This is a genomic window from Kluyvera intermedia, from assembly GCF_034424175.1.
Taxonomy (GTDB): domain Bacteria; phylum Pseudomonadota; class Gammaproteobacteria; order Enterobacterales; family Enterobacteriaceae; genus Kluyvera; species Kluyvera intermedia.
In genome coordinates this window covers 3,741,877-3,767,926 of sequence record NZ_CP139986.1, presented here as the reverse complement: position 1 = coordinate 3,767,926, position 26,050 = coordinate 3,741,877, and the positions used below count along the sequence as shown (strand labels likewise).

The 26,050-nt window shown below is 52.9% G+C and carries 26 protein-coding genes and 1 tRNA gene; 19 read left to right on the top strand and 8 right to left on the bottom strand.

What is annotated here, in order from left to right; translation table 11 throughout:
* Nucleotides 1-24 precede the first annotated feature (24 nt).
* On the top strand, nt 25-747 hold the full coding sequence (locus tag U0026_RS18255) for a class I SAM-dependent methyltransferase (RefSeq protein ID WP_062777302.1): 723 nt from the start codon (nt 25-27) through the stop codon (nt 745-747).
* Here U0026_RS18255 and rnhA read toward each other — a convergent pair.
* The gene (rnhA, locus tag U0026_RS18250) at nt 744-1,322 is read right to left on the bottom strand and encodes a ribonuclease HI (protein WP_164717411.1); all 579 of its coding nucleotides are present in this window, start codon (nt 1,320-1,322) and stop codon (nt 744-746) included. The genes U0026_RS18255 and rnhA overlap by 4 nt on opposite strands.
* Here rnhA and dnaQ point away from each other — a divergent pair.
* Together dnaQ and U0026_RS18240 are read left to right on the top strand one after the other, a co-directional pair.
* Nucleotides 1,276-2,007 (top strand): DNA polymerase III subunit epsilon, encoded by a 732-nt coding sequence (dnaQ, locus tag U0026_RS18245; RefSeq protein ID WP_126440859.1) that lies wholly within the window; start codon nt 1,276-1,278, stop codon nt 2,005-2,007. The genes rnhA and dnaQ overlap by 47 nt on opposite strands.
* A 130-nt stretch (nt 2,008-2,137) precedes the next feature.
* Nucleotides 2,138-2,214, top strand: a tRNA-Asp gene (locus tag U0026_RS18240).
* A 59-nt stretch (nt 2,215-2,273) separates the two neighbouring features.
* Here the strand turns inward: U0026_RS18240 and U0026_RS18235 are convergent.
* From U0026_RS18235 to fadE, 4 genes are all read right to left on the bottom strand, one after another.
* Complete coding sequence (locus U0026_RS18235; protein ID WP_062777296.1) at nt 2,274-2,693, bottom strand: ion channel; 420 nt, start codon at nt 2,691-2,693, stop codon at nt 2,274-2,276.
* 42 nt (nt 2,694-2,735) lie between these two features.
* Nucleotides 2,736-3,845 carry an AI-2E family transporter gene (locus U0026_RS18230; RefSeq protein WP_062777294.1) on the bottom strand — a complete coding sequence of 370 codons (1,110 nt, stop codon included), beginning with the start codon at nt 3,843-3,845 and terminating at the stop codon, nt 2,736-2,738.
* 292 nt (nt 3,846-4,137) lie between these two features.
* Entirely contained in the window at nt 4,138-4,908 is a 771-nt protein-coding gene (locus tag U0026_RS18225; RefSeq protein ID WP_062777293.1) for an amidohydrolase, read from the bottom strand.
* A gap of 129 nt (nt 4,909-5,037) precedes the next feature.
* Entirely contained in the window at nt 5,038-7,482 is a 2,445-nt protein-coding gene (fadE, locus tag U0026_RS18220) for an acyl-CoA dehydrogenase FadE (protein ID WP_062777291.1), read from the bottom strand.
* 237 nt (nt 7,483-7,719) lie between these two features.
* On the opposite strand from fadE, the gene lpcA reads away from it, so the two are divergent.
* Together lpcA and U0026_RS18210 are read left to right on the top strand one after the other, a co-directional pair.
* Complete coding sequence (lpcA, locus tag U0026_RS18215; protein WP_062777289.1) at nt 7,720-8,301, top strand: D-sedoheptulose 7-phosphate isomerase; 582 nt, start codon at nt 7,720-7,722, stop codon at nt 8,299-8,301.
* A gap of 41 nt (nt 8,302-8,342) precedes the next feature.
* Entirely contained in the window at nt 8,343-9,110 is a 768-nt protein-coding gene (locus U0026_RS18210; RefSeq protein WP_062777287.1) for a class II glutamine amidotransferase, read from the top strand.
* On the opposite strand, the gene dpaA is transcribed toward U0026_RS18210, so the two are convergent.
* Nucleotides 9,081-9,821 (bottom strand): peptidoglycan meso-diaminopimelic acid protein amidase, encoded by a 741-nt coding sequence (gene dpaA / locus U0026_RS18205; protein WP_062777285.1) that lies wholly within the window; start codon nt 9,819-9,821, stop codon nt 9,081-9,083. The genes U0026_RS18210 and dpaA overlap by 30 nt on opposite strands.
* 546 nt (nt 9,822-10,367) lie before the next feature.
* Between dpaA and U0026_RS18200 the strand changes: the two genes are divergently transcribed.
* From U0026_RS18200 to U0026_RS18160, 9 genes are all read left to right on the top strand, one after another.
* Nucleotides 10,368-11,711, top strand: coding sequence for a Na(+)-translocating NADH-quinone reductase subunit A (locus tag U0026_RS18200; RefSeq protein ID WP_062777281.1), 1,344 nt, complete (start codon nt 10,368-10,370; stop codon nt 11,709-11,711).
* Nucleotides 11,712-11,714: 3 nt separating this feature from the next.
* Entirely contained in the window at nt 11,715-12,953 is a 1,239-nt protein-coding gene (locus U0026_RS18195) for an NADH:ubiquinone reductase (Na(+)-transporting) subunit B (RefSeq protein WP_062777322.1), read from the top strand.
* Nucleotides 12,946-13,740: a Na(+)-translocating NADH-quinone reductase subunit C gene (locus U0026_RS18190; protein WP_062777279.1), complete on the top strand. Its 795-nt coding sequence runs from the start codon at nt 12,946-12,948 to the stop codon at nt 13,738-13,740. The genes U0026_RS18195 and U0026_RS18190 overlap by 8 nt, the downstream gene beginning before the upstream one ends.
* The gene (locus tag U0026_RS18185) at nt 13,733-14,371 is read left to right on the top strand and encodes an NADH:ubiquinone reductase (Na(+)-transporting) subunit D (protein WP_062777277.1); all 639 of its coding nucleotides are present in this window, start codon (nt 13,733-13,735) and stop codon (nt 14,369-14,371) included. Before U0026_RS18190 ends, U0026_RS18185 begins: the two co-directional genes overlap by 8 nt.
* Nucleotides 14,372-14,377: 6 nt before the next feature.
* Nucleotides 14,378-14,974: an NADH:ubiquinone reductase (Na(+)-transporting) subunit E gene (gene nqrE, locus U0026_RS18180; protein ID WP_052284364.1), complete on the top strand. Its 597-nt coding sequence runs from the start codon at nt 14,378-14,380 to the stop codon at nt 14,972-14,974.
* A 12-nt stretch (nt 14,975-14,986) separates the two neighbouring features.
* The gene (nqrF, locus tag U0026_RS18175; RefSeq protein WP_062777275.1) at nt 14,987-16,210 is read left to right on the top strand and encodes an NADH:ubiquinone reductase (Na(+)-transporting) subunit F; all 1,224 of its coding nucleotides are present in this window, start codon (nt 14,987-14,989) and stop codon (nt 16,208-16,210) included.
* Between the two features lie 2 nt (nt 16,211-16,212).
* On the top strand, nt 16,213-16,428 hold the full coding sequence (gene nqrM / locus U0026_RS18170) for a (Na+)-NQR maturation NqrM (protein WP_062777320.1): 216 nt from the start codon (nt 16,213-16,215) through the stop codon (nt 16,426-16,428).
* A gap of 95 nt (nt 16,429-16,523) precedes the next feature.
* The gene (gene dinB, locus U0026_RS18165) at nt 16,524-17,579 is read left to right on the top strand and encodes a DNA polymerase IV (RefSeq protein ID WP_062777273.1); all 1,056 of its coding nucleotides are present in this window, start codon (nt 16,524-16,526) and stop codon (nt 17,577-17,579) included.
* 2 nt (nt 17,580-17,581) lie between these two features.
* A complete protein-coding gene (locus tag U0026_RS18160; RefSeq protein ID WP_062777271.1) occupies nt 17,582-18,025 on the top strand; it encodes a GNAT family N-acetyltransferase in 444 nt (147 codons plus the stop codon).
* Between the two features lie 97 nt (nt 18,026-18,122).
* Here the strand turns inward: U0026_RS18160 and pepD are convergent, their stop codons facing one another.
* Nucleotides 18,123-19,580, bottom strand: coding sequence for a cytosol nonspecific dipeptidase (pepD, locus tag U0026_RS18155; RefSeq protein WP_062777269.1), 1,458 nt, complete (start codon nt 19,578-19,580; stop codon nt 18,123-18,125).
* A gap of 257 nt (nt 19,581-19,837) precedes the next feature.
* On the opposite strand from pepD, the gene gpt reads away from it, so the two are divergent.
* From gpt to crl, 3 genes are all read left to right on the top strand, one after another.
* The gene (gene gpt / locus U0026_RS18150) at nt 19,838-20,296 is read left to right on the top strand and encodes a xanthine phosphoribosyltransferase (protein WP_062777267.1); all 459 of its coding nucleotides are present in this window, start codon (nt 19,838-19,840) and stop codon (nt 20,294-20,296) included.
* Nucleotides 20,297-20,402: 106 nt separating this feature from the next.
* Nucleotides 20,403-21,647 (top strand): esterase FrsA, encoded by a 1,245-nt coding sequence (gene frsA / locus U0026_RS18145; RefSeq protein ID WP_062777265.1) that lies wholly within the window; start codon nt 20,403-20,405, stop codon nt 21,645-21,647.
* 57 nt (nt 21,648-21,704) lie between these two features.
* The gene (gene crl, locus U0026_RS18140; RefSeq protein WP_062777263.1) at nt 21,705-22,106 is read left to right on the top strand and encodes a sigma factor-binding protein Crl; all 402 of its coding nucleotides are present in this window, start codon (nt 21,705-21,707) and stop codon (nt 22,104-22,106) included.
* A 154-nt stretch (nt 22,107-22,260) separates the two neighbouring features.
* Here the strand turns inward: crl and phoE are convergent, their stop codons facing one another.
* Nucleotides 22,261-23,346 carry a phosphoporin PhoE gene (phoE, locus tag U0026_RS18135; protein ID WP_062777261.1) on the bottom strand — a complete coding sequence of 362 codons (1,086 nt, stop codon included), beginning with the start codon at nt 23,344-23,346 and terminating at the stop codon, nt 22,261-22,263.
* Nucleotides 23,347-23,627: 281 nt separating this feature from the next.
* On the opposite strand from phoE, the gene proB reads away from it, so the two are divergent.
* Entirely contained in the window at nt 23,628-24,731 is a 1,104-nt protein-coding gene (gene proB, locus U0026_RS18130; protein ID WP_062777259.1) for a glutamate 5-kinase, read from the top strand.
* A 10-nt stretch (nt 24,732-24,741) separates the two neighbouring features.
* Entirely contained in the window at nt 24,742-25,992 is a 1,251-nt protein-coding gene (proA, locus tag U0026_RS18125) for a glutamate-5-semialdehyde dehydrogenase (protein WP_062777257.1), read from the top strand.
* The last annotated feature ends 58 nt before the right edge of the window (nt 25,993-26,050 follow it).

Below are 26,050 nucleotides of genomic sequence, written 5' to 3'. Positions count from 1 at the left end.
CTCTTAAGCGTAGGGAAGGTTGTGATGAAACCGGCAAGGATACCTCAAACAGTCTCAGCGCCTGTCTCGTGGGCGCAAATGCCCTGGGGTGAATATTATCGTGAGGCTCTCGATCGTCAACTCAAACCCTGGTTGGGGAAATTGTATGGCTTCCACCTATTAAAAGTGGGCAATCTGAGCGCAGAGATCAATACCGAAGCTTGTGCCATTTCTCACCAGGTGAATATTTCTCTGGAAGGCAGTCCGATGCAGGTGATGGCTGATCCGCTGCACCTGCCGTTTGCGGAAAAGTCAGTCGATGCTTGCCTGCTTGCGCATACTCTCCCCTGGTGTAGCGATCCCCATCTTCTGCTGCGTGAAGCTGATCGTGTATTGATCGACGACGGCTGGCTCATTATTAGCAGTTTTAACCCAATGAGTCTGATGGGGTTACGCAAGCTGGTACCGGTTCTGCGCAAGTCAGTCCCATACAACAGCCGAATGTTTACCCTTACGCGGCAGTTAGACTGGCTGGCCCTACTTAATTTTGAAGTGATGCACCACAGCCGCTTTCAGGTGCTGCCGTGGGCAAAGCAGGGAGGCGCGTTGCTGGGCACGCATCTACCTGCATTAGGCTGTTTGCAGGTGATTGTGGCACGTAAGCGGACTTTCCCCCTTACGCTTAATCCCATGCGACAAAATAAAGCCAAAGGCCGAATTCAGCAGGCCGTAGGAGCGACACGGCAATACCGTAAACCGGACGCTTAAGCCTCCGGTTGATAACCGGTATCATCCTGGGTTGGCGAGTTGGCCGCAGTACGCGCCAGCTCGTCACAACGTTCGTTTTCCGGATGGCCCGCGTGGCCTTTGACCCACTCCCAGCGAATCTCATGCTTACCCAGCGCCGCGTCAAGCCGCTTCCAGAGATCGACATTTTTCACCGGTTTTTTGTCCGCCGTTTTCCAGCCGCGTTTTTTCCAGTTGTGGATCCACTGCGTGATCCCCTGACGCACATACTGGCTATCGGTGCTCAACACCACGGTGCACGGCTCTTTGAGTGCTTCGAGTGCGACGATAGCCGCCATCATTTCCATGCGGTTATTGGTCGTCAGACGATAACCTTCACTGAAGGTTTTTTCCCGCTGCTGATAGCGTAAAATAGCGCCATAACCACCCGGGCCGGGATTACCGAGGCAAGAGCCGTCGGTGAAAATTTCTACCTGCTTAATCATCTCTGGTAGACTTCCTGTATCTGCAATTGAAAGTAAAACGGCAAGTCTGACATAAATGACTGATATGAGCACTGCAATTACACGACAGATCGTTCTGGATACCGAAACCACCGGTATGAACCAGATCGGTGCCCACTATGAAGGCCACAAGATCATTGAGATCGGTGCCGTCGAGGTGATAAACCGTCGTTTGACCGGCAATAACTTCCACGTTTACCTCAAACCCGATCGGCTGGTGGACCCGGAAGCTTTCGGTGTTCACGGAATTGCCGATGAATTTTTGCTGGATAAACCGACCTTTGCTGACGTCGCCGATGAGTTTATGGACTACATCCGTGGTGCGGAATTGGTCATCCATAACGCGTCGTTTGATATCGGCTTTATGGACTATGAGTTTGGTAAGCTCAACCGCGGTATTCCAAAGACCAATACTTTTTGTAAAGTCACCGATAGCCTGGCGCTGGCGAGGAAGATGTTCCCCGGCAAGCGTAACAGCCTCGATGCTTTATGCTCGCGCTATGAAATAGACAATACCAAACGTACGCTGCACGGCGCATTGCTCGATGCCCAGATCCTGGCAGACGTCTATCTGACGATGACCGGTGGTCAAACGTCTATCAAGTTTGCGATGGAAGGCGAAGGGCAACAGCAGGCGGGAAGCACGGGTATTCAACGCATAGTGCGTACAGAAGGCCAGCTACGCGTTGTTTACGCTACCGACGAGGAGTTGATGAATCATGAATCACGCCTCGACCTGGTACAGAAAAAGGGTGGGAGCTGCCTCTGGCGGTCTTAGAAATGCTTTTTTTGCTGGTAAAATAAGCGCTCGGGCGATTTTTGCAGCAAACGATTCAAAAGTAGAGAAAAAGCGTTGACGGTTTTACCGGGAGACCGTAATATTCGCCTCGTTCCGAAGGGAACGTTGTGGAGCGGTAGTTCAGTCGGTTAGAATACCTGCCTGTCACGCAGGGGGTCGCGGGTTCGAGTCCCGTCCGTTCCGCCACATTCAGAAAGCCTGAATCAGAAATGATTCAGGCTTTCGTCGTTTTACGCGCTTCCCGGTTATATCGTTAGCTGCTTGCGAATATGGTGTTGTAATACTGCAAGCATACAGGCGCCAGACAGACCAATCATCAACGCTCCGTTCACCGCCTCTAGCGGGCCAAGTAGCTTCCACTGTGGGCTCATCACAATATCACCATAGCCCAGCGTCGCGAAATTCACGCCCGAGTGATAGACCGCATCCAGCAACGTGTTAAATTCGCCCAGCCATAAAAACAGCATCCCCCACAGCAGGATCTGCAGTAGATTACCGAGCAACACAATGGTAATAATGCCAAATAGCGCGAATACGCCAGCGAAAGCCCCCTCTTTGTTATGAAAGCGTTTGATATAAAAGCGAATACACCAAACTGACACCAGAGACTGTAGCAGCATATTGCACAGAATTACCGGCATCCCCATCAGTAGGGGCAACAGCATCGATTCACTCTCCGCAAAATCACTGGCTGCAAGCGCTTGCCGTCATTGTCCATCGCTATTGCCCGACGCGCTCGCCAGGCCATCATTCACCCAAGCCATAAAGATGCGATAGCCGATGGAGAGCAATGTCGCCCCGATAAACATGCCCAGAATACCGCTGGCGGCCATCCCACCTAACGCGCCGAGTAGAACCACCGGCATTGGCGCATCTACGCCGCGTCCCAGCAGGATTGGTTTAAGGATGTTATCGGCCATCCCGGCGATAAGCAGCAACACGGTGTAAAGGATATTCATCCCCAGAGCATGATCGCCCATGCTCCACATGATAGCGATCGCCGGTGCGGTCACCAGAACGACCGGGATCTGGGCGATCCCTAGAATCAGCGCCAGGATAAAGAAGATGCCCACCGCAGGAATACCGGCCAACACCATGATGACTCCTGCAAGCAGCGCCTGGATCAGCGCTACGCCGATAACCCCCATTGCCACCGCACGGATGGTGCTGGTACAGAGTTTGGTCAGCGTCGTTCCTTTACTCTCATCGGTAATACGTATCGCAATACGTCGGGTGCTGACGGCACCTGCTGCCCCCCATGCCATGATTATCCCCGCCACAACAAAGGAGACCACAAAGCCCAATAACCCGCCTCCCATGCTGGCGAGAAAACTTAATATCTGTTTGGCAATATCAACGAATTGTGTGCGATAGGTGCTAAGGAATCCCGGTAAATCTAGCGAGATTTTAAGCCACAGCGCATACAGTTTTCCGCCGATGAGCGGGAGCGTGGCAATATTGTCAGAAGGGGGAGGGATAATCAGGTTCTCATTACCCATTTTGCTGAGCAAGCCGCTGATGCTTTCGCCCAGCGAACTGACCATCATGACCGTCGGCGCGACGATAAGCAGGATCCCCAGTACTACTAGCAACGTTGAAGCCCAGCCTTGTCTGCCTCCCATATAGGCACAAAAGCGTTGATGAAGAGGATAGAGCGTGACCGCCAGAATAATCGCCCACAGCATCATGTTCAGAAAAGGAGAGAAAACCGTAAAACAGAAAGAGGCTAATGCCAGGATAAGTCCAAACTTAATGAACATATCCATAAAACGCGCAACCAGCCTTTTTTCAACAATAATTAAATGCGTATTTTCCATGATCGTTGTTCCAATTGATATTGCAGACACAACCACCCCGACCTGATGTGCAAAATAAGCCAAAAAGAAAAATCATCGCTGGATCATATTTAAGGTAAACGCTCATTGTTGTTGAATTTTATCCACTTTATGAGTGTAGAACAGAAAGTACACACACCAGATAAATATTAGTTGATGCAATAACGTATTTAATAACCGGAGGCCATTAGCCTGAAAGGGAATTTAGAATCACGTTGAATATCATGACTATTTTATGCGGCCTGAAAGATAATCAGGCCGGAAGGTGAATACGCTAACCCAACGCAAAGGGATCGGCATCCTGCCATGCTGGGAATTTCTCACGATACTCATGTAATGCGGTGAGTGACAAGTCACCGTCAATGCGCGTTGCCTGATGAGCTTCAGCCGTCGCCAGAATCTCGCCCTGCGGTGAAATAATCCGGCTATCCCCACGATAGTGATGACCATTGCCGTCGGTGCCAACCCGATTGCATCCGGCCACATAGGCCTGATTTTCAATCGCCCGAGCCGTCAACAGAGCCTGCCAGTGCAGCGAGCGTGGGGCGGGCCAGTTGGCGACATACAGGGCCAGATCGTAGTCGTTCCGGTTACGCGACCACACCGGGAAACGCAGGTCATAGCAAACCAACGGCAGAATGCGCCAGCCGCGCCATGTCAGCACGATACGTTTGTCGCCCGCAATATAGTGATGGTGCTCGTCAGCCATACGGAACAGATGGCGCTTATCATAAGTATGCACGTGCCCTCCCGGTTCCACGAGCAGAAAACGGTTTACTGCCCCGAGTCCGGTTTGCAGTGCGCAGCTACCGGCAACCAGCGTGTTGGTGCGCAGCGCCTGCTCTCGCATCCAGGCAATCACATCTTCTTCCGGCATCGACTGTTCGGCGGCTTCCATTGCAAAACCGGTGGTGAACATTTCTGGCAGGACAATCACGTCACGCCCAACAATCTCTTCCATGAGTCGGTCAAAATGGCGCAGATTAGCAGGGCCGTCCATCCACACTAACGGTTGTTGCAAAAGGGTAATTTTCAAACCAGTCACGGTGATTCGCTCCTTTAGGGCAGGGCATCTTTTAACTGTAACACCTTATCAGGAGGTTCGGTGGCTTAGCGGAAATGGGATAAAAAAAAGCGGAGCCAGGCTCCGCTTAGGGGGTAATAACAGGCAACGTTACGCGGCTTCAACCTTGCGCACGTTGTCCGGCAGCTTTACCGGCTTGGTCGCCAGTTCATCTGCAGCAAAGTCATCCACGTTAATGCTGCGCAGACGGCTCTCTTCCGCTTTCGTCAAAATGGCGGCCTCGGTCTGGTCAATCAGCCCTTTTGCCAGGGCATTACGCGCCAGCTCATCCAGGCGAGTAAACGGCAGATTTTTACCGATTTCTTTACAGATCCGCTGGTGGATTGGGTCAGCAGCCATCACATCAACCAACGCTTCTTCCAGCAGACCCACCGGATTGTACTGGCTTGGCGTCAGATACTGACCGCGACCAATACGTGAGCGGGTGGCGCTTGGGGTTTGCAGAATTTTGGCTACCGCATGATCCAGTTTATCGGATGGCGCAACGTAATGGCGACCGGTCGGGAAGATAACCACGCGCATTGCACCTGCCACAAAGCGGTTCGGGAAGTTCAGTAACAGATCGTCAATCGCCTGCTCTGCCTGATTCAGAGCATCCTGAACACCCCAATGGACTAACGGTAAATCCGCTTCATTACGGCCTTCATCGTCATAACGCTTAAGTACGGCAGAGGCGAGGTACAGCTGACTCAGCACATCACCCAGACGCGCAGAGATACGCTCACGGCGTTTCAGGCTGCCACCCAAGACTGCCATTGAGACGTCTGACAGCAACGCCAGGTTGGCACTCAGACGGTTCAGGTGCTGGTAGTAACGCTTAGTCGCATCACGGGTTGGCGTCGGGCTGGTTAAGCCACGGGTGAGACCCAACCAGAAACTGCGCACTTTGTTGCTGCCGACATGACCAATGTGTTTAAACAGCAGCTTGTCGAAAGCGTTCACATCTTTATTCTGCGCTGCCGCCATCTCTTCGAGCACATATGGATGGCAACGGATGGCGCCCTGACCGAAGATCATCATGCTACGAGTCAGAATATTTGCGCCTTCCACGGTGATGGCAATAGGCGCGCCCTGGTAGGCACGAGCAAGGAAGTTGCCTTCACCCAGCATAATCCCTTTACCGCCGGTGATATCCATTGCATCCACGATCGACTGCTGGCCGCGGTGGGTACAGTGGTATTTAACAATGGCGGACAGCACTGCCGGTTTTTCGCCCAGCATAATGCCGTAGGTAATCAGCGTTGCTGCCGCATCCATCACGTAGGCGTTACCCGCGATACGCGCCAACGGCTCTTCAATCCCTTCCATCTTGCCGATAGAGACTTTGAACTGACGACGAATGTGTGCATAAGCGCCGGTTGCCAGCGCCACCGATTTCACGCCACCGGTAGAGTTAGACGGCAATGTAATACCGCGGCCAACGGACAGACACTCAACCAGCATACGCCAGCCCTGTCCGGCCATTTTTGGCCCGCCGATGATGTAATCAATTGGAACGAAGATATCCTGACCACGGGTCGGTCCATTCTGGAACGGTACGTTCAACGGGAAGTGACGACGACCAATTTCTACGCCCGGGGTGTTGGTTGGGATCAGCGCACAGGTAATGCCTAACTCTTCAGCGCCGCCCAGCAATTTGTCCGGGTCAGACAACTTAAAGGCCAGACCCAGTACGGTGGCAATTGGGGCCAGCGTAATGTAGCGCTTGTTCCAGGTCAGGCGCATGCCCAGCACCTGCTCACCCTGCCATTCGCCCATACACACGACGCCGGTGTCCGGGATCGCCCCTGCATCAGAACCTGCTTCCGGGCTGGTCAGTGCGAAACACGGAATTTCCTGACCACGCGCCAGGCGCGGCAGATAATGATTTTTCTGCTCTTCGGTACCGTAGTGTTGCAGCAATTCGCCCGGCCCTAAAGAGTTTGGTACGCCGACGGTGATCGCCAGAATGCCTGAGACGCCGGAGAGTTTTTGCAGTACGCGAGCCTGAGCGTAAGCGGAGAATTCCAGCCCGCCGTACTCTTTCTTAATGATCATCGCGAAAAAGCGATGTTCTTTCAGGTAAGCCCACAGCTCCGGTGGAAGGTCGGCCATTTCGTGGGTGATTGAGAAGTCATTCGCCATGCGACACGCTTCTTCAACCGGGCCATCAATAAAGGCTTGTTCTTCCGCCGTCAGCTTTGGACGGGCATAGCCGTGAAGTTTTTTCCAGTCCGGGTTGCCACGGAACAGGTCGCCTTCCCACCAGGTGGTACCGGCATCAATCGCTTCTTTTTCCGTGCGTGACATCGGTGGCATCACTTTACTGAACATGCGGAATACCGGTGCTGAAATCAGCGCCTTACGCATCGGGGTAAAGTTAAACGGCACGAGGATGATGGCAAGCGGCACCAGCAGCCACAGATTCCACAGCCCGGCTGCGCCAAGCGCCGCGGTCCAGGCCAGCAGAATCAAGCTGCTAAGCGTCAAACTGACACGGTGATAGAAAAGCACACCGAGTAAAGCAATCGTTAATACCACACTCAAAATCATCATAAGAAATGCCTCTGTCTTGTAGGAGGTCTGACCACTTGTAATGATATGGTTGTAGTTGATGTGATTTTAATTAGCAATGTGTTTACAAAGTAATTACAACCTCGCTCACATTGTTGCCGCTTTTTAGCGCACCAATAATCCAAACATCCGCTGAATAGAACGGTGCTTGCTTCTCTGTCTTCACGCTATCCGTTACACTACCGATGACCATTTTATTAATGCTGAAGGATTATCCTCATGTACCAGGATCTTATTCGTAACGAACTGAATGAAGCGGCCGATACGCTGGCAAACTTCCTGAAAGACGAAGCCAATATCCACGCCATTCAGCGCGCAGCAGTCCTGCTGGCGGACAGCTTTAAAGCAGGAGGCAAAGTGCTTTCCTGCGGTAACGGCGGCTCACACTGTGATGCTATGCACTTCGCAGAAGAGTTGACCGGTCGCTATCGTGAAAACCGTCCGGGCTACCCGGCGATTGCCATTTCTGATGTCAGCCATCTCTCCTGCGTGAGTAATGATTTCGGTTATGAATATGTTTTCTCTCGCTATGTGGAATCCGTTGGCCGTGCGGGCGATGTACTGCTGGGCATCTCCACTTCCGGTAACTCTGCGAACATCATCAAAGCGATTGAAGCTGCGCGTGCGCAGGGCATGAAAGTGATTACCCTGACCGGTAAAGACGGTGGCAAAATGGCAGGTTCTGCGGATATCGAAATCCGTGTACCGCATTTTGGCTATGCCGACCGCGTTCAGGAGATCCACATTAAAGTTATCCATATCCTGATCATGCTTATCGAAAAAGAGATGGTTAAGGCATAAGAGTCACGGGGCTTCGGCCCCGATTGCTGTGGGGGTGTGATATGTGCGAATTGCTCGGGATGAGCGCCAATGTGCCAACCGATATCTGCTTTAGTTTCACCGGGCTGGTTCAGCGCGGTGGAGGTACCGGGCCGCATAAAGACGGCTGGGGAATTACTTTCTACGAAGGTAAAGGTTGTCGCACCTTTAAAGATCCGCAGCCGAGTTATCAATCGCCTATCGCCAAACTGGTGCAGGACTATCCCATCAAATCCTGCTCGGTCATCGCTCATATTCGCCAGGCTAACCGGGGAATGGTGGCGCTGGAAAACACCCATCCCTTTACCCGTGAACTGTGGGGCCGCAACTGGACTTACGCCCACAATGGGCAGCTTTCTGGTTACAAGTCATTGGAGACCGGGCAGTTTCGTCCCGTGGGGGAAACAGACAGCGAGAAAGCCTTCTGCTGGCTGCTGCACAAACTGACGCAGCGTTACCCTCGCACGCCGGGGAATATGCAAGGCGTGTTCAAATATATCGCGTCGCTGACGGATGAGTTACGTGGTAAAGGCGTGTTTAACATGCTGCTGTCGGATGGCCGCTACGTGATGGCGTTCTGCTCAACGAATCTGTACTGGATCACCCGACGCGCGCCGTTTGGGGTCGCAACGCTTCTGGATCAGGATGTAGAAATCGATTTTCAGAAGGAGACCACCGCCAACGATGTGGTGACTGTAATCGCCACTCAACCGCTGACGGGGAATGAAACCTGGCACAAGATTATGCCAGGCGAATGGCGCTTATTTTGCCTCGGTGAGCGTATAGTTTGACGCCAGCTGTGGCTGAACGACTTCGTGGCTGAGCGGCTTGCTCACCACGTAACGACCATCAGCCACAGACACCATCGGTGGGCGATGCGTCTGCTGGAAATAGTCATAACCCGGCTTCAGTTGCTTCCAGAATTCGTTGTAGTACGAATATTTATGGCGTTCCATATTGGCATCCGTCATGCGGAACGGATAAATGCTCACCTGAACGCCCGACTGCCCGAACACTAACGCGGCGGTGACCAACTGGAAAATCTCATCAATACCGGAATCGGTCATGGCGTAGCAGCCCACCGAAACGCAGGCACCGTGGATCATCAGATATTTCCCTTCATACCCATGCGCACGGTCATAAGCATTTGGGAAACCGATATTAATCGCTTTGTAGAAACGACTGTCCGGTTTCAACTGACTACGCTGCACCGAATAAAACCCTTCCGGACTCTTAAAATCGCCCTGGCGTTGTTTCGGCCCTAAACCACCGGAGTAGTTGCAGATTTTATAACTATCAAGGAGTTGGTAGGTTTCGCCCATTTTGACGAAAAGATCGAGAGTGCGCTCTTCTTTATATATCTGGATATAAACGGGAGAGCCCATCATTTGCTGCTTATATTCTTTGCTGACTGGCGTCGTCGGGCCACTGCTGCTCAATAATCCAGCAAACGAAACGCACGGCACTAAAAGCATCGCAATAAATAATGCGATTTTGCGCATACAACATGTTCCTTGATAAAAATAACTAACGTGCCAGGAGAGGCAACAGGGAGAAAAAGCAGATAAATCTGTTTTTGTCCGCTCACCTTAGCACCACCGCATTTTTTCGCAAGAGGAGCGTTTGCCGTTTACAATTTCGTATCGCATTCCCCCGACAACTCGGTGCGTTGTGCTGCGCGCAGACCCCGATGGCTCGTCTAAAACAGAGTGTAGGATAAGCTGATGATTCACTAGCTATCTTTGTCCGAATCCTCAGTACTTTGCGTATTAGCTCGCATTTTAGCCGGCTGAAAAGCGGAACTGCTGCATCCGGGAAGGAGAAAATGGTAAACTTTCGTTACGTCATTATCCTGCCTGGAATAGGCATTTCGGATGTGAATGAAGTAACTCTCAAACAGTGTAAGAAAGGATGCTTTAGCTTCTCGCTTTACCCAATCATGGAATGTCATTGGGTTTTCGGTGTCACTCCTTTCTTTTGTCTCGTTAACCAAAACGCTGACCTCAACGTTACGTTGACGTCGTCGTTAACGGATACCTGCGAACAGTATGATTAAAATAACTAAAGGCCTTGATCTACCGATTGCCGGCCAGCCCGATCAGCAACGTATTGATGACATCGCGGTCACGCGTGTGGCGGTCAAAGGCGAAGAATATGTGGGTTTACGTCCTTCTATGGCGGTAAAAGAGGGCGACCGGGTTGTAAAAGGACAGCTGCTCTTTGAAGATAAAAAAATTCCCGGCGTGCGCTTTACCTCCCCAGCCAGCGGCACGGTCAGCGCCATTCATCGCGGTGAGCGCCGCGTCCTGCAATCGGTGGTGATTGACGTCGATGGCGATGAGTCCGTCGCGTTTAGTCGCTATGCTCCTGACGAATTGGCGACCCTATCGCGTGATGCCGTTACTGCGCAGTTGATTGAGTCTGGTTTATGGACGGCAATGCGCACGCGACCTTTCAGTAAAACTCCCGCGCCCGGTAGCGAACCTGCGGCAATTTTCGTGACCGCAATCGACACCAACCCGCTTGCCGCCGACCCAGAGCCGATTATTCTGGCTCATCGCGAAGACTTTAATGCCGGTTTAACCCTGCTGACGCGCCTGACGGGTGGCAAAGTACACGTCTGCCAGAGCAGCGGTGGCAAGCTGGGAGGGCACTCGCAGGGGCAGGTCACCTTTAACCAGTTTACCGGCCCGCACCCGGCGGGATTAGTCGGAACGCATATTCACTTCCTGGAGCCGGTCAGCCTGAACAAACAGGTCTGGCATCTGAATTACCAGGACGTTATCGCCTACGGGAAATTGTTCCTCGAAGGTCAGCTGTGGACCGAACGAGTCATTGCGCTTGGCGGCCCACAGGTTAAACAGCCTCGTTTAATTCGTACCCGCCTGGGGGCAAATCTTGACGAACTGCTGATGGGAACGTTACTCGAAGGCGAAAACCGCATCATCTCCGGTTCCGTGCTGAACGGCACAAAAGCCGCCGGGCCACATGCTTTCCTCGGACGCTTCCATCTTCAGGTCAGCGTATTAAAAGAAGGGCGTGAAAAAGAGCTCCTCGGTTGGGTTGCGCCCGGGCGGAATAAATTCTCGATAACCCGCACGACGCTGGGTCATTTCTTCAAGAAAAAGCGGTTCAATCTCTCGACGGACACCAACGGCGGTGAACGCGCCATGGTACCGATCGGTAGCTATGAACGCGTCATGCCGCTGGATATTCTGCCGACCGTGCTGCTGCGCGACCTTCTAGCCGGTGATACAGACAGCGCGCAGGCGTTGGGCTGTCTGGAGCTGGATGAAGAAGATTTGGCGCTGTGTACTTATGTCTGTCCGGGAAAATACGAATACGGCCCGGTATTGCGCAGTGTATTAACGCAAATTGAGCAGGAAGGTTAAGTGATGGGCTTAAAACAGCTAGTGGAAAAAGTTGAGCCGCACTTTACGCAAGGCGGCAAGCTGGAAAAATACTACCCGCTATACGAAGCGATGGCGACGTTGCTCTATACGCCGGGCCATGTCACTAAAGGCGCGGCGCACGTTCGTGACGCTATCGACCTTAAACGTATGATGATTCTCGTTTGGTTCGCTGTCTTCCCCGCGATGTTCTGGGGGATGTACAACGTGGGGCTGCAAACCATCCCTGCACTGCATAAATTGTATGGCGCGGAACAGTTACAGCAGGTCATTGCCGCCAACTGGCACTACAGCGTGGCACAAGCGCTGGGCGTCAGTTTTGCCCCTGACGCCGGCTGGATTAGCATGATGATGCTGGGCGCAGTGTTCTTTGTCCCAATCTATGCCACCGTTTTCCTGGTGGGTGGTTTCTGGGAAGTGCTGTTTTCGATTGTCCGCAAGCATGAAATCAATGAAGGCTTCTTTGTCACCTCCATCCTCTTCGCGCTGATTGTTCCGCCTACCATGCCATTATGGCAGGCTGCGCTGGGCATCACCTTTGGTGTCGTCATTGCTAAAGAGATCTTTGGAGGTACCGGGCGCAACTTCTTAAACCCAGCGCTGGCCGGACGTGCATTCCTGTTCTTCGCTTACCCGGCACAAATTTCCGGCGATCTGGTCTGGACTGCGGCTGACGGTTTCTCCGGTGCGACACCGCTATCCCAGTGGGCAAGCCACGGCGGTGAATCGCTGGTGAACGTTGTCAGCGGCCAACCGGTGAGCTGGATGGACGCGTTTATCGGCAATATCCCGGGTTCAATTGGTGAAGTCTCGACCTTGATGATTCTGCTCGGTGGCGCCTTGATTATCTTTGGCCGCGTGGCCTCCTGGCGCATTGTAGCCGGGGTGATGGTTGGCATGATTGCCTGCGCGACCCTGTTTAACCTGATTGGCTCCGAAACCAACCCAATGTTTGCCATGCCGTGGTACTGGCATCTGGTGCTGGGCGGTTTTGCCTTTGGCATGATGTTTATGGCGACCGACCCGGTCTCTGCCTCGTTTACCGATAAAGGGAAATGGTGCTACGGCGCGTTGATTGGTGTGATGTGCGTGCTAATCCGCGTAGTAAACCCGGCCTATCCAGAAGGGATGATGCTGGCGATTCTGTTCGCCAACCTCTTTGCACCGCTGTTCGATTACCTGGTGGTGCAGGCCAACATTAAGCGGAGGAAGTCGCGTGGCTGAAATGAAAAGTAACGATAGCATCGGCAAAACGCTGCTGGTGGTGCTGGTGCTTTGCCTGGTCTGCTCCATCGTGGTTGCCGGTTCGGCAGTGGGGCTAAAACCGCTCCAGCAGGAACAGCGCGCGCTGGATAAACAGCGCAATATTCTGGCAGTTGCAGGGCTGATGCATGACAACATGTCCGCCGATGCAGTGGCAGAAGTCTACGCTGCGCGTGTGACGCCTCGGCTGGTGGACTTAAAAAGCGGTGCACTACTGGATAGTGACCCGGCGAAGTTTAACCAGGGGCTGGCGCTCAAAGATCCGCAACAGAGCGTGACGCTTGAGGCGAGCCAGGACCCGGCGGGCATCAAACGTCGCAGCAACGTGGTGGAAATCTACCTCATCAAAGATGAAAAGCAGCAGATACAAGAAATTGTCCTGCCGGTTTATGGCAACGGCCTGTGGTCGATGATGTATGCCTTTGTGGCACTGGATACCGACGGTCGTACCATCAAAGGCATTACCTACTACGACCAGGGCGAAACCCCGGGGCTGGGTGGGGAAATCGAAAATCCAAACTGGCGTGCGCAGTTTGTTGGCAAACGGGTGCTGGATGATAACGGTCAACCGGCGCTGAGAGTGATGAAAGGTGCTGCGCCGCAGGGTGACCTGTATGCCGTTGATGGCCTGTCAGGCGCCACGCTTACCGCCAACGGTGTACAACACAGTTTCAATTTCTGGATGGGTGAGATGGGCTTTGGCCCGTTCCTGAAACAGGTACGTGAAGGAGGGCTGAACCATGGCTGAGCAGGGCGATATGAAAGAGATGAAGCGCGTGCTAGTCGGCCCGCTTATCGCTAACAACCCCATTGCGCTACAGGTGCTCGGCGTCTGTTCGGCGCTGGCGGTCACCACCAAGCTGGAAACGGCCTTTGTGATGACCATTGCGGTGACGCTGGTAACGGCGTTTTCCAGCATGTTTATCTCCATGATCCGTCACCATATTCCAAACAGCGTGCGCATTATTGTGCAGATGGCGATCATCGCCTCGCTGGTTATCGTGGTCGATCAGCTATTACGCGCATTCGCCTACGAAACCTCGAAACAGCTGTCGGTATTCGTCGGACTTATCATCACCAACTGTATCGTGATGGGGCGCGCGGAAGCGTATGCGATGAAATCACCGCCGATGGCGAGCTTTATGGACGGCATTGGTAACGGTTTGGGTTATGGCGCGATTTTGCTGATTGTTGGCTTCCTGCGTGAACTTATCGGCAGCGGCAAGCTGTTCGGTATCACGGTACTGGAAACCGTTAAAAACGGCGGCTGGTATCAGCCAAACGGCCTGTTTTTGCTCGCACCGAGCGCATTTTTCATTATCGGTTTGCTGATCTGGGCGCTGCGTAGCTGGAAGCCGGAACAGCAAGAAAAGGAGTAACCGATTATGGCTCATTACATTAGCCTGTTTGTCCGCGCGGTGTTTGTTGAAAACATGGCGTTGGCGTTCTTCCTGGGGATGTGTACTTTCCTCGCGGTATCGAAGAAAGTCTCTACCGCCTTTGGTCTTGGCGTCGCCGTGACCGTCGTGTTAGGTCTGGCAGTACCGATTAATAACCTGGTCTACAACCTGGTGCTGCGTGATGGTGCGCTGGCGGAAGGGGTTGATCTTAGCTTCCTCAACTTCATCACTTTTATCGGGGTGATTGCGGCACTGGTTCAAATTCTTGAGATGATCCTCGATAAATACTTCCCGTCGCTGTACACCGCGCTGGGTATCTTCCTGCCGCTCATCGCCGTGAACTGCGCCATCTTCGGCGGCGTATCGTTTATGGTGCAGCGTGATTACAACTTCAGTGAATCTATCGTTTACGGCTTTGGTTCCGGGATCGGTTGGATGCTGGCGATCGTCGCTATGGCGGGGATCCGCGAAAAAATGAAATATTCAAACGTGCCTGCGGGACTGCGCGGCTTAGGGATCACCTTTATCACCACCGGACTGATGGCATTAGGGTTTATGTCATTTTCCGGTGTGCAGCTATAAGGGCCGTTAATCATGGAAATATTACTAGGCGTAGTCATGTTTACGCTGATTGTGCTGGTGCTATCGCTACTGATTTTGTTCGCCAAATCAAAGCTTGTGAATGCAGGTGACGTGGTTATCGAAATCAACAATGAAGCGGATAAGCAGATTAAGACCCCAGCGGGCGACAAGCTGCTGAACACGTTATCCAGCAACGGTATCTTTATCTCCTCTGCCTGCGGCGGTGGTGGATCCTGTGGCCAGTGTCGGGTAAAGGTGAAAGAAGGCGGTGGTGATATTCTGCCGACTGAGCTTTCGCACATCACCAAGCGTGAAGCCAAAGAAGGCTGTCGTTTAGCCTGTCAGGTTGCCGTGCGTCAGGACATGAAAATTGAACTGCCGGATGAAGTGTTCGGGGTGAAAAAATGGGAATGCGAAGTTATCTCTAACGATAACAAAGCGACGTTTATTAAAGAGCTAAAGCTGGCGATTCCTGCCGGTGAAAACGTACCGTTTCGTGCTGGTGGCTATATTCAGATTGAGTGTCCACCGCATAAAGTGGCCTACGCTGACTTTGATGTACCGGATGAATACCGCGGTGACTGGGACAAGTTTAATTTGTTCCGCTATGTCTCGGATGTGAAAGAGCCGACGCTTCGCGCCTACTCGATGGCGAACTATCCGGAAGAGAAGGGCATCATCATGCTCAACGTGCGTATTGCCACGCCGCCGCCTTCTGCGCCTGACGCGCCGCCGGGGATCATGTCCTCGTATATCTGGTCGCTGAAAGCCGGAGATAAGGTGACGATTTCTGGACCATTTGGTGAATTCTTTGCCAAAGAGACCGAGGCAGAGATGGTCTTTATCGGCGGTGGTGCCGGGATGGCGCCTATGCGTTCGCATATCTTCGACCAGCTCAAACGCTTACACAGCAAGCGTAAAATCAGCTTCTGGTACGGTGCGCGCTCGCTGCGCGAAATGTTCTATGAAGAAGAGTTTGAGCAACTGGCGCGGGAAAATCCGAACTTTACCTTCAACATTGCGCTCTCTGATGCGCAGCCTGAAGATAACTGGACCGGGTACACGGGCTTTATTCATAATGTTCTGTACGAGAACTACCTGCGGGATCATCCGGCCCCTGAAGACTGTGAGTTTTACATGTGCGGGCCGCCGATGATGAACGCCGCGGTGATAAAAATGCTCAAAGACTTAGGCGTTGAGGATGAAAATATCATGCTCGACGACTTTGGAGGCTGATGATGTTAACAGTATTTCTGGCGACATTTGGCATTTTCGCGCTAGCGATTTTCGGCATGTCGCTGGGATATCTGGTGAAGCGAAAAAGCTTGCAAGGTAGCTGCGGCGGGATCTCATCACTGGGTATTGAAAAAGTCTGCGACTGCCCTGAACCCTGCGATGCGCGTAAAAAACGTATGGCGCGTGAGGCGCAGCGCCAGCAAAACCGCATTTTGTAGTATCCCTATCGCCCGGCGTCGCTGGGCGAGTTCTTATCCTTCTCATTTGCCATTATTGTGCTGTATACTTATCCAGTGGTAAGTGAGGGCTAACAATGCGCAAAATAATCCATATCGATATGGACTGCTTCTTCGCGGCGGTTGAAATGCGCGATAACCCGGCGCTGCGCGATATTCCAATCGCCATCGGCGGCAGTCGCGTACAGCGCGGTGTGATAAGCACTGCGAACTATCCAGCGCGCAAATTTGGCGTGCGCAGCGCCATGCCGACGGGAATGGCCTTAAAGCTTTGTCCGCACCTCACGTTATTACCCGGGCGCTTTGAAGCTTATCGTGAAGCCTCTCACCACATTCGTGAAATCTTCTCCCGCTACACCTCACTAATTGAACCGCTATCGCTGGATGAAGCCTACCTGGACGTCAGCGACAGCCCACACTGCCACGGTTCGGCGACGTTGATGGCACAGGAGATTCGCCAGACCATATTTAATGAGCTGGCACTGACCGCATCGGCGGGGGTCGCTCCGATAAAATTTCTGGCTAAAATTGCCTCCGATCTCAATAAGCCCAACGGTCAGTTTGTACTGACACCAGACGAAGTCCCCGCATTTCTCAAAACCCTGCCGTTAAGTAAAATTCCGGGCGTGGGCAAAGTCTCCGCCGCGAAGCTCGAAAGCATGGGGCTGCGTACCTGCGAAGATGTGCAGAACAGCGACCTGGCCATGCTGCTTAAACGCTTTGGTAAATTTGGGCGGATCCTGTGGGAGCGTAGCCAGGGGATCGATGAACGCGAGATCAACAACGATCGTCAACGCAAATCGATAGGTGTTGAGCGTACGTTGGAAGAAGATATTCACCAGTGGTCGGACTGCGAGGCGATTATCGAACGGCTCTATCCTGAGCTTGAGCGTCGACTGGCGAAAGTCAGACCGGATTTATTGATTGCTCGCCAGGGCATCAAATTAAAATTTAATGATTTCCAGCAAACCACTCAGGAGCACGTCTGGCCGAAGCTCAATAAAGACGACTTAATTGCCACGGCGCGGAAATCCTGGCAAGAAAGACGCGCTGAGCGCGGCGTGCGTCTCGTTGGTCTGCATGTCACGCTGCTGGATCCGCAGCTTGAACGACAGCTTCTCTTAGGAATTTAACCATGTTTATCCGTTCTTACCGTGAAAGTGATTTCCCGGCGCTATGTCAGATTTTCCTGCGAGCGGTGCGTGAAACCGCAAGCCAGCACTACTCACCATCACAGATTGCCGCCTGGGCACAGGTTGATGAGGCTCGCTGGCAACAAAAAATGGTGGAATCGCAGGTGCTGGTGGCAACCGTAAACGAGCGTCCCGTCGGATTTATCACCGCGATTGGCGACTATATTGATCTGCTCTTTGTCGCACCGGAATTCTCGCGACAGGGCGTTGCCAGCGCTTTGCTTAACGCGCTATTTGTTCAGATCCCAACAGGAACGTTAACGGTCGAAGCGAGCATCACCGCCAGGCCGTGTTTTGAGCGTCATGGATTTGTTGTCGTGGCAGAGCAGGAGGTTCAGGCGCGTGGGGAGACGTTTGTGAATTATCGGATGGAAAAGGTCAGGTAGTTCGGTGATATTCCCGGCGGCGCTTCGCTTGGTCGGGCTACAAATATGCAAAAATGTAGCCCGACCAAGCGAAGCGCCGCCGGAAACGGCTTAAAACTTACTTCGCCGGAATCGCTTTCAGCAGTTCCGTCAGCAGCTGCCAATACTGGCCAACGCTTTCGATATGAACCTGCTCATCCGGTGAATGAGGCCCGGTGATAGTTGGCCCAATCGACACCATATCCATGTTCGGATACGGCTTCTTGAACAGACCACATTCCAGACCCGCGTGGATAATCTGAATATTCGGCACCTTGTTGAACAGGCGCTGATAGGTTTCACGCACCAACTGCATCACCGGAGATTTGGCATCTGGCTGCCAGCCCGGGTAGCCGCCTTTCGGCTGGGTCTGAGCCCCGGCCAGCGCGCCCAGCGATTCCAGCATGCTCACTACATAATCTTTCCCACTGTCGAGCAGAGAACGGATCAGACAGTGAATGATGGCGGTATCTTCGGTAAAGGAAACGACGCCGACGTTCAGAGAGGTTTCAACGACACCTTTTGCCACGTCAGAATTGCGAATTACCCCGTTCGGCGTGGCGTTCAGCAGTTGAACAAACGCATCGCGTGACGCGTTGGTCAGCGCTTTTGCTTCAACGGTAACGGCTTCCAGCACCAGGTTTAGGTTTTTCTCTTTCGCTGACAGTTCGTTTTGCAGAATGTCCAGATAGGTTTTAACCAGCGCTTTTAGTGCATCAACTTTATCCGCTGGGATAGCCAGTGCCGCAAATGCTTCACGTGGAATAGCGTTACGCAGCGTACCGCCGTTGAAGTCGACCAGACGCAGATCCAGCTCTGCCGCGTGGGCTGCCAGGAAACGGGCCAGCAGCTTGTTAGCGTTACCCAGACCAAGGTGAATATCACCGCCGGAGTGACCGCCTTTCAGCCCTTTCAGCGTCAGCTTGAAGGTCTGGAAGCCAGCCGGAATCGCTTCACGGGTCAGCGGCAGACTGCTGGTAAAGTCGATACCCCCTGCGCAACCCATGTAGATCTCACCCTCCTCTTCAGAGTCGGTGTTGATCAGAATCTCGCCCTGCAACCAACCGGACTGCAGACCAAATGCACCGTCCATACCGGTTTCTTCGGTCATGGTCAGCAGCACTTCCAGCGGGCCATGCTCGACGGATTCGTCAGACAGCACCGCCAGCGCGGATGCCATACCGATACCGTTATCTGCGCCAAGCGTAGTGCCGCGTGCTTTTACCCACTCACCATCGATGTACGGCTGAATAGGGTCTTTAGCGAAATCGTGCACGGTGTCATTGTTTTTCTGCGGCACCATATCGAGGTGAGCCTGCAGCACAACCGGTTTACGGTTTTCCATGCCCGGCGTCGCGGCTTTACGAATCAGAATGTTGCCGACCTGGTCGCGTTCTGCGTGCAGACCTTTTTCTTTCGCCCAGCCAATGATGTGGGCAGCGAGCTGCTCTTCATGATGAGAAGGGTGCGGAATAGAACAGATTTTGGCAAAAATATCCCACAGCGGCTGCGGGGATAATTGAGACAGTTCAGACACGATGAGTCTCCTTACGGCGTTCTGCAAAAGTCGCTTGCAGGTAAAGGGTTAGCACATACATATACCACAAGCCTGGCTTGCGCGATGGGGTTGAGAATACCACTTTCTCTGTCTTGCGGTAGAACAAACCACGTAAAAAGCGCCTGTGATTCCGCTAAACACTGGTTTTTAGTGCGTCAGATCTCTATAATCTCGCGCAACCCATTTCCCCCTTGAACACTTTTTAAGCCGTATAACACAGGCTGGGACACTTTCACATGAGCGAAAAATACGTCGTCACTTGGGACATGTTGCAGATTCACGCGCGCAAGCTCGCTGCACGCCTGATGCCTTCTGAACAATGGAAAGGTATTATTGCCGTTAGCCGTGGTGGTTTGGTACCGGCTGCACTGCTGGCACGTGAACTGGGCATTCGTCATGTCGACACCGTATGCATCTCCAGCTATGACCACGACAACCAGCGTGAACTGAAAGTTCTTAAGCGCGCGGAAGGCGATGGCGAAGGCTTTATTGTTATCGACGATCTGGTCGATACCGGCGGCACTGCCGTTGCGATTCGTGAAATGTACCCAAAAGCGCATTTCGTCACCATCTTCGCGAAACCAGCGGGTCGCCCACTGGTCAACGATTATGTTGTTGATATCCCGCAGGATACCTGGATTGAACAACCCTGGGATATGGGCGTGGTATTCGTACCACCAATCTCCGGGCGTTAATTCAGTCATTAAATGCGCTCCCAACGCCCGGTTATGCCGGGCGTTGTTCTTTTTAACGCCCCACGCGTTACAATAGTCCTAAGATCGTATCCATGGAGGTTTTGTGATGCCAGAAGCCAATCTCAGCGAAACGCTATTCAAGCCGCGTTTTAAACACCCCGAAACATCCACGCTGGTGCGTCGGTTCAACACCGGTAACACTGCCAGTATGCAGTCCGCGCTGAGCGGTGCGAACGTTCCGCACTGGTACCGCATGATCAACCGCTTGATGTGGATCTGGCGAGGCGTGACGCCTCAGGAGATCCTCGACGTCCAGGCACGGATTGTCATGAGCAAGGCCGAACGTACTGACGAAGAGCTGTTTGATACCGTCGTGGGCTACCGTGGCGGGAACTGGATTTACGAATGGTCAACGCAAGCCATGGTCTGGCAGCAGAAAGCCATGCAAGAATCGGACGAAACGCTCAGCGGCCGCCACTGGCTGCACGCGTCCAACCTGTATAGCATTGCGGCCTACCCACACCTGAAGGGCGATGAGCTTGCAGAACAGGCACAGGCGCTTGGAAACCGTGCTTATCAGGAAGCGGCGAAGCGTTTGCCGGGCGAAATGCGTGAACTGGAGTTTACCATCCCCGGTGGTGCGCCTATTACCGGCTTCCTGCATATGCCGAAAGGCGACGGCCCGTTCCCAACGGTGCTGATGTGCGGTGGTCTTGATGGCTTACAGACGGATTACTACAGCCTGTATGAACACTACTTTGCACCGCTTGGCATCGCGATGTTGACCGTGGATATGCCCTCTATCGGCTTCTCTTCAAAATGGAAGCTGACGCAGGACTCCAGTCTGCTACATCAGCACGTTATCCGCGCGCTGCCGAATATCCCATGGGTCGACCATACGCGCGTGGCGGCCTTTGGTTTCCGCTTTGGCGCCAACGTTGCCGTGCGCCTGGCTTATCTGGAAGCACAGAATCTGAAAGCGGTCGCCTGTTTGGGCCCAGTCGTACATGGATTATTGAGTGACCCACTGCATCAGGGGCGCGTCCCGGAAATGTATCTTGATGTGCTGGCCTCCCGTCTGGGAATGCACGACGCCTCCGACGAAGCGCTACGTGTGGAACTAAACCGCTACTCGCTGAAAACCCAAGGGTTACTGGGCCGTCGCTGCCCAACGCCAATGCTTTCGGGATTCTGGGATAACGATCCATTCAGCCCGGAAGAAGAGTCGCGTTTAATCGTCTCGTCATCTTCGCAAGGGAAACTACTGTCGATCCCGTTTAACCCGGTGTATCGCAACTTTGACAAGGCACTGAAAGAAATTGCCGCGTGGATCAACAATAGATTTTGTTAATATATTGATAAATTCTATTGATTTGGTAAAACAGTTGCATCACTAAAGGAGATCGCAATGACGTTACCGAGTGGACACCCGAAGAGTAGATTGATTAAGAAGTTCGCTGCGCTTGGCCCCTATATCCGCGAAGAACAGTGCGAAGAGAACCGATTTTTTTTCGACTGCCTGGCCGTTTGCGTGAATGTAAAGCCTGCACCGGAGAAGCGTGAGTTCTGGGGCTGGTGGATGGAGATGGAAGCACATGAAAAATGCTTCACCTACAGCTACCAGTTCGGACTGTTTGACAAAGAAGGGGTATGGCAGGAAGTGGATATCAAAGACCCCGAGGTGGTGGAACGTCTGGAGTTAACATTGCAGGGTTTCCATGGTCGCGTGAAAGATCTGCTGAAGACGTTAGAGTTGGGACTTGAACCGGCGAAAGGCTTTGCCAACGAAGCGTTAAAACGTACCGCGTAAATCATCCCGATAACAAGGCCAGCCAACGTGCTGGCCTTTCTATTGGCTATTACAATAGGTAGGCTCGATAAGCGAAGTGCCATCGGGCAATAAAACGCAAATGGCCGGATAGGGTGTAATACCTTATCCGGCCATCTTATTTTTGGAGACGCGATTAGAACTGGTAAGTCATACCCACTGCAACCACATCGTCGGTCATAATAGCCAGACGCTTAGTCACGTCATCTTCATCAATCAGGTTAATTTTATAATCGACAAATGCGGACATATTTTTGTTGAAATAGTAGGTCGCGCCGACATCTACATATTTCATCAGATCCTGGTCGCCAATGCCGTTATCCAGGTTTTTACCTTTCATCTGGACATAACCCAAGGATGGACGCAGGCCAAAATCAAACTGATATTGCGCCACGGCTTCGAAGTTCTGCGCTTTATTAGCAAAACCTTGATCCGCTGAAACCAAGCCTTTTACCGGCGTCATATTGCGCGTTTCGGTATAAATCATCGCCAGGTAAATATTATTGGCGTCGTATTTCAGGCCCGTGCCCCAGGACTCTGCATTTTTTCCGCCCTGTGACAGGGATTTAGCCTGTTGGATATCAGTACGGTCAGAGTTGGTGTATGCCGCGCTCATGGCGAAGTCGCTGCCGCCGAAATCATAGGTCAGGGAAGTACCGAAACCGTCACCGTTGGCGGTAGCATAGGTGCTGCGGTCATTTTTACCCTGGTATTGCAGGGTTAAATCCAGCCCGTCGACCACGCCGAAGAAATCGGTATTACGGTAAGTTGCCAGCCCGCTGGAACGTTTGGTCATAAAGTTATCGGTTTTCGCCGAGGCTTCACCGCCGAATTCCGGGAACATATCGGTCCAGGCTTCGACGTCGTACAGCGCACCCAGGTTACGACCATAGTCAAACGAACCGAACTGTTTTAATTTCAGACCCGCAAAAGCCAGACGTGTTTTCTGTGAAGAGTTGCTTTCATCGTTATTGCCGGAGAATTCAGATTCCCAGCGACCATAACCGGTCAACTGATCGTTAATTTGGGTTTCGCCTTTAAAACCGAAACGAATGTATGTTTTATCGCCATCGGAGCCGGAATCATCGCTCATGTAATGCATGGCTTTCACTTTGCCGTACACATCCAGCTTATTACCATCTTTGTTATAAACTTCGGCGGCCATTGCTGAAGAAGACGCAATAATACCCATCATCGTTAATGCCAGCGTTGTTTTTTGCATTTCTCGTTCCCGGTTTTTATGTTTTAAATTGCTGTGAAAGACCACTGTGAAAAAACAGGAACGTTTTTATCCCGCACATGTTAAAAATTTATGACAATATTCGATTAATTATAAAAATGTATGATTAATTTTTTCTGTCATAAAGCTGTCAACAATCCTCACTAGGCTGCCTGATCCCGCGCAACAAAATCCCTGCTTTCAATGCTGGCAGTTGGCAAGCGGCCTGACTCCTGTTACAACGTTGGCTTGGTATCTTTTTTCCTTTTTAACGGCAGAGAATCATGAGTGATAGTCAGACGCTGGTGGTCAAACTGGGCACCAGTGTTTTAACGGGCGGATCGCGCCGCCTGAACCGCGCGCACATTGTGGAACTGGTTCGCCAGTGTGCCCAGCTTCATGCGGCTGGGCATCGAATTGTTATTGTGACGTCAGGCGCCATCGCCGCCGGACGTGAGCACCTGGGTTACCCCGAACTGCCCGCGACTATCGCCTCTAAACAACTGTTGGCCGCCGTCGGCCAAAGCCGCTTGATTCAACTGTGGGAACAGCTGTTTTCAATTTACGGTATTCACATCGGCCAGATGCTGTTAACGCGCGCCGACATGGAAGACCGTGAACGTTTCCTTAACGCCCGCGACACCATGCGCGCGCTGCTGGATAACAACATCGTTCCGGTCATCAATGAAAATGACGCCGTCGCCACCACCGAAATTAAAGTCGGCGATAACGATAACCTTTCTGCGCTGGCCGCGATTCTGGCGGGCGCTGACAAACTGCTGCTGCTGACCGACCAGCAAGGTCTGTTCACCGCTGACCCGCGCAGCAATCCTGACGCTGAACTGATCAAAGATGTCTTTGGCATTGATGATGAACTGCGCGCCGTTGCCGGCGATAGCGTTTCCGGGCTCGGTACCGGCGGCATGGGCACCAAACTGCAAGCCGCAGATGTTGCCTGCCGTGCTGGTATCGACACCATCATCGCCGCAGGCAGCCTGCCAGGCGTGATTGGCGACGTCATGGCGAACATCTCCGTCGGCACGCGCTTTCATGCGCAGGACACGCCGCTGGAAAACCGTAAACGCTGGATCTTTGGCGCACCACCGGCAGGTGAATTGATTGTTGATGCCGGTGCCACCGGCGCGATTCTGGAGCGGGGGAGTTCATTACTTCCGAAAGGCATTAAAAACGTGACAGGCAACTTCTCCCGTGGTGAAGTGATCCGCATTCGTAATCTGGAAGGTCGTGATATTGCGCACGGCGTAAGCCGCTACAACAGCGATGCATTGCGTCTAATTGCCGGACACCACTCGCAAGAGATTGCAGACATCCTCGGCTATGAATATGGCCCGGTTGCCGTTCACCGCGACGACATGATTACCCGCTAAGGAGTTCAACATGCTGGAACAAATGGGCATTGCGGCAAAGCAGGCCTCTTACAAACTCGCGCTGCTATCCAGCCGTGAAAAAAATCGGGTTCTGGAAACTATTGCTGATTATCTGGAATCTCACAGCGATGAAATTCTGCGCGCCAACGCTGACGATTTGACCCAGGCACGTGAAAGCGGCCTGAGCGAAGCGATGCTCGACCGTCTGGCATTGACGCCGGCACGCCTCACGGCGATTGCTAACGATGTCCGCCAGGTCTGCACGTTGGCGGATCCCGTTGGTCAGGTGATTGACGGCGGGCTGCTCGATAGCGGCCTGCGTATCGAACGTCGCCGCGTCCCGCTGGGCGTCATTGGTGTGATTTACGAAGCGCGACCAAACGTCACCGTCGATGTGGCCGCGCTGTGCCTGAAAACCGGCAATGCAGCAATCCTGCGTGGTGGCAAAGAGACTTATCGCACCAACGCCGCCACGGTTGGCGTTATCCAGCGCGCGTTAAAAGAGTGTGGCTTGCCAGAAGCCGCGGTTCAGGCGATTGAAAATCCTGACCGCACGCTGGTCAGTGAAATGCTGCGCATGGACAAATACATCGACATGCTGATCCCACGCGGCGGTGCAGGGCTGCACAAGCTGTGCCGCGAACAATCGACGATCCCGGTAATTACCGGCGGAATCGGTGTTTGTCATATTTACGTGGATGATTCCGCAGAGGTTGCTCCGGCGCTGAAGATTCTCGTTAACGCCAAAACCCAGCGCCCTAGTACCTGTAACACCGTTGAAACGCTGCTGGTGCATCAGGACATTGCTGAAAGCTTCCTGCCGGCATTAAGCCAGCAGATGGCAGAAAGCGGCGTGACGCTGCACGGCGATGAAACGGTTATGCGCGAGCTGAAAGGCCCGGCGAAGCTGGTAGCTCTTAAGCCAGAAGAACTGGACAACGAGTTTCTGTCACTGGATCTCAACGTGGTTATTGTGCCGGATATGGATGGTGCTATCGCGCATATCCGCGCCCACGGCACCCAGCATTCCGACGCTATTCTCACCCGCACCCTGAGCAATGCCAACCGCTTCATCAACGAAGTGGATTCCTCTGCGGTGTACGTCAACGCCTCAACGCGCTTTACCGACGGCGGCCAATTCGGCCTCGGCGCAGAAGTGGCGGTCAGCACGCAGAAACTGCATGCGCGCGGCCCAATGGGCCTGGAAGCACTGACCACCTACAAGTGGATTGGCTTCGGCGAAGATACCATTCGTGCGTAATTGATAATGGGCGATGCAAAAGTAGGCACTTGATTCATCAGGCTATTGACGCATCGCC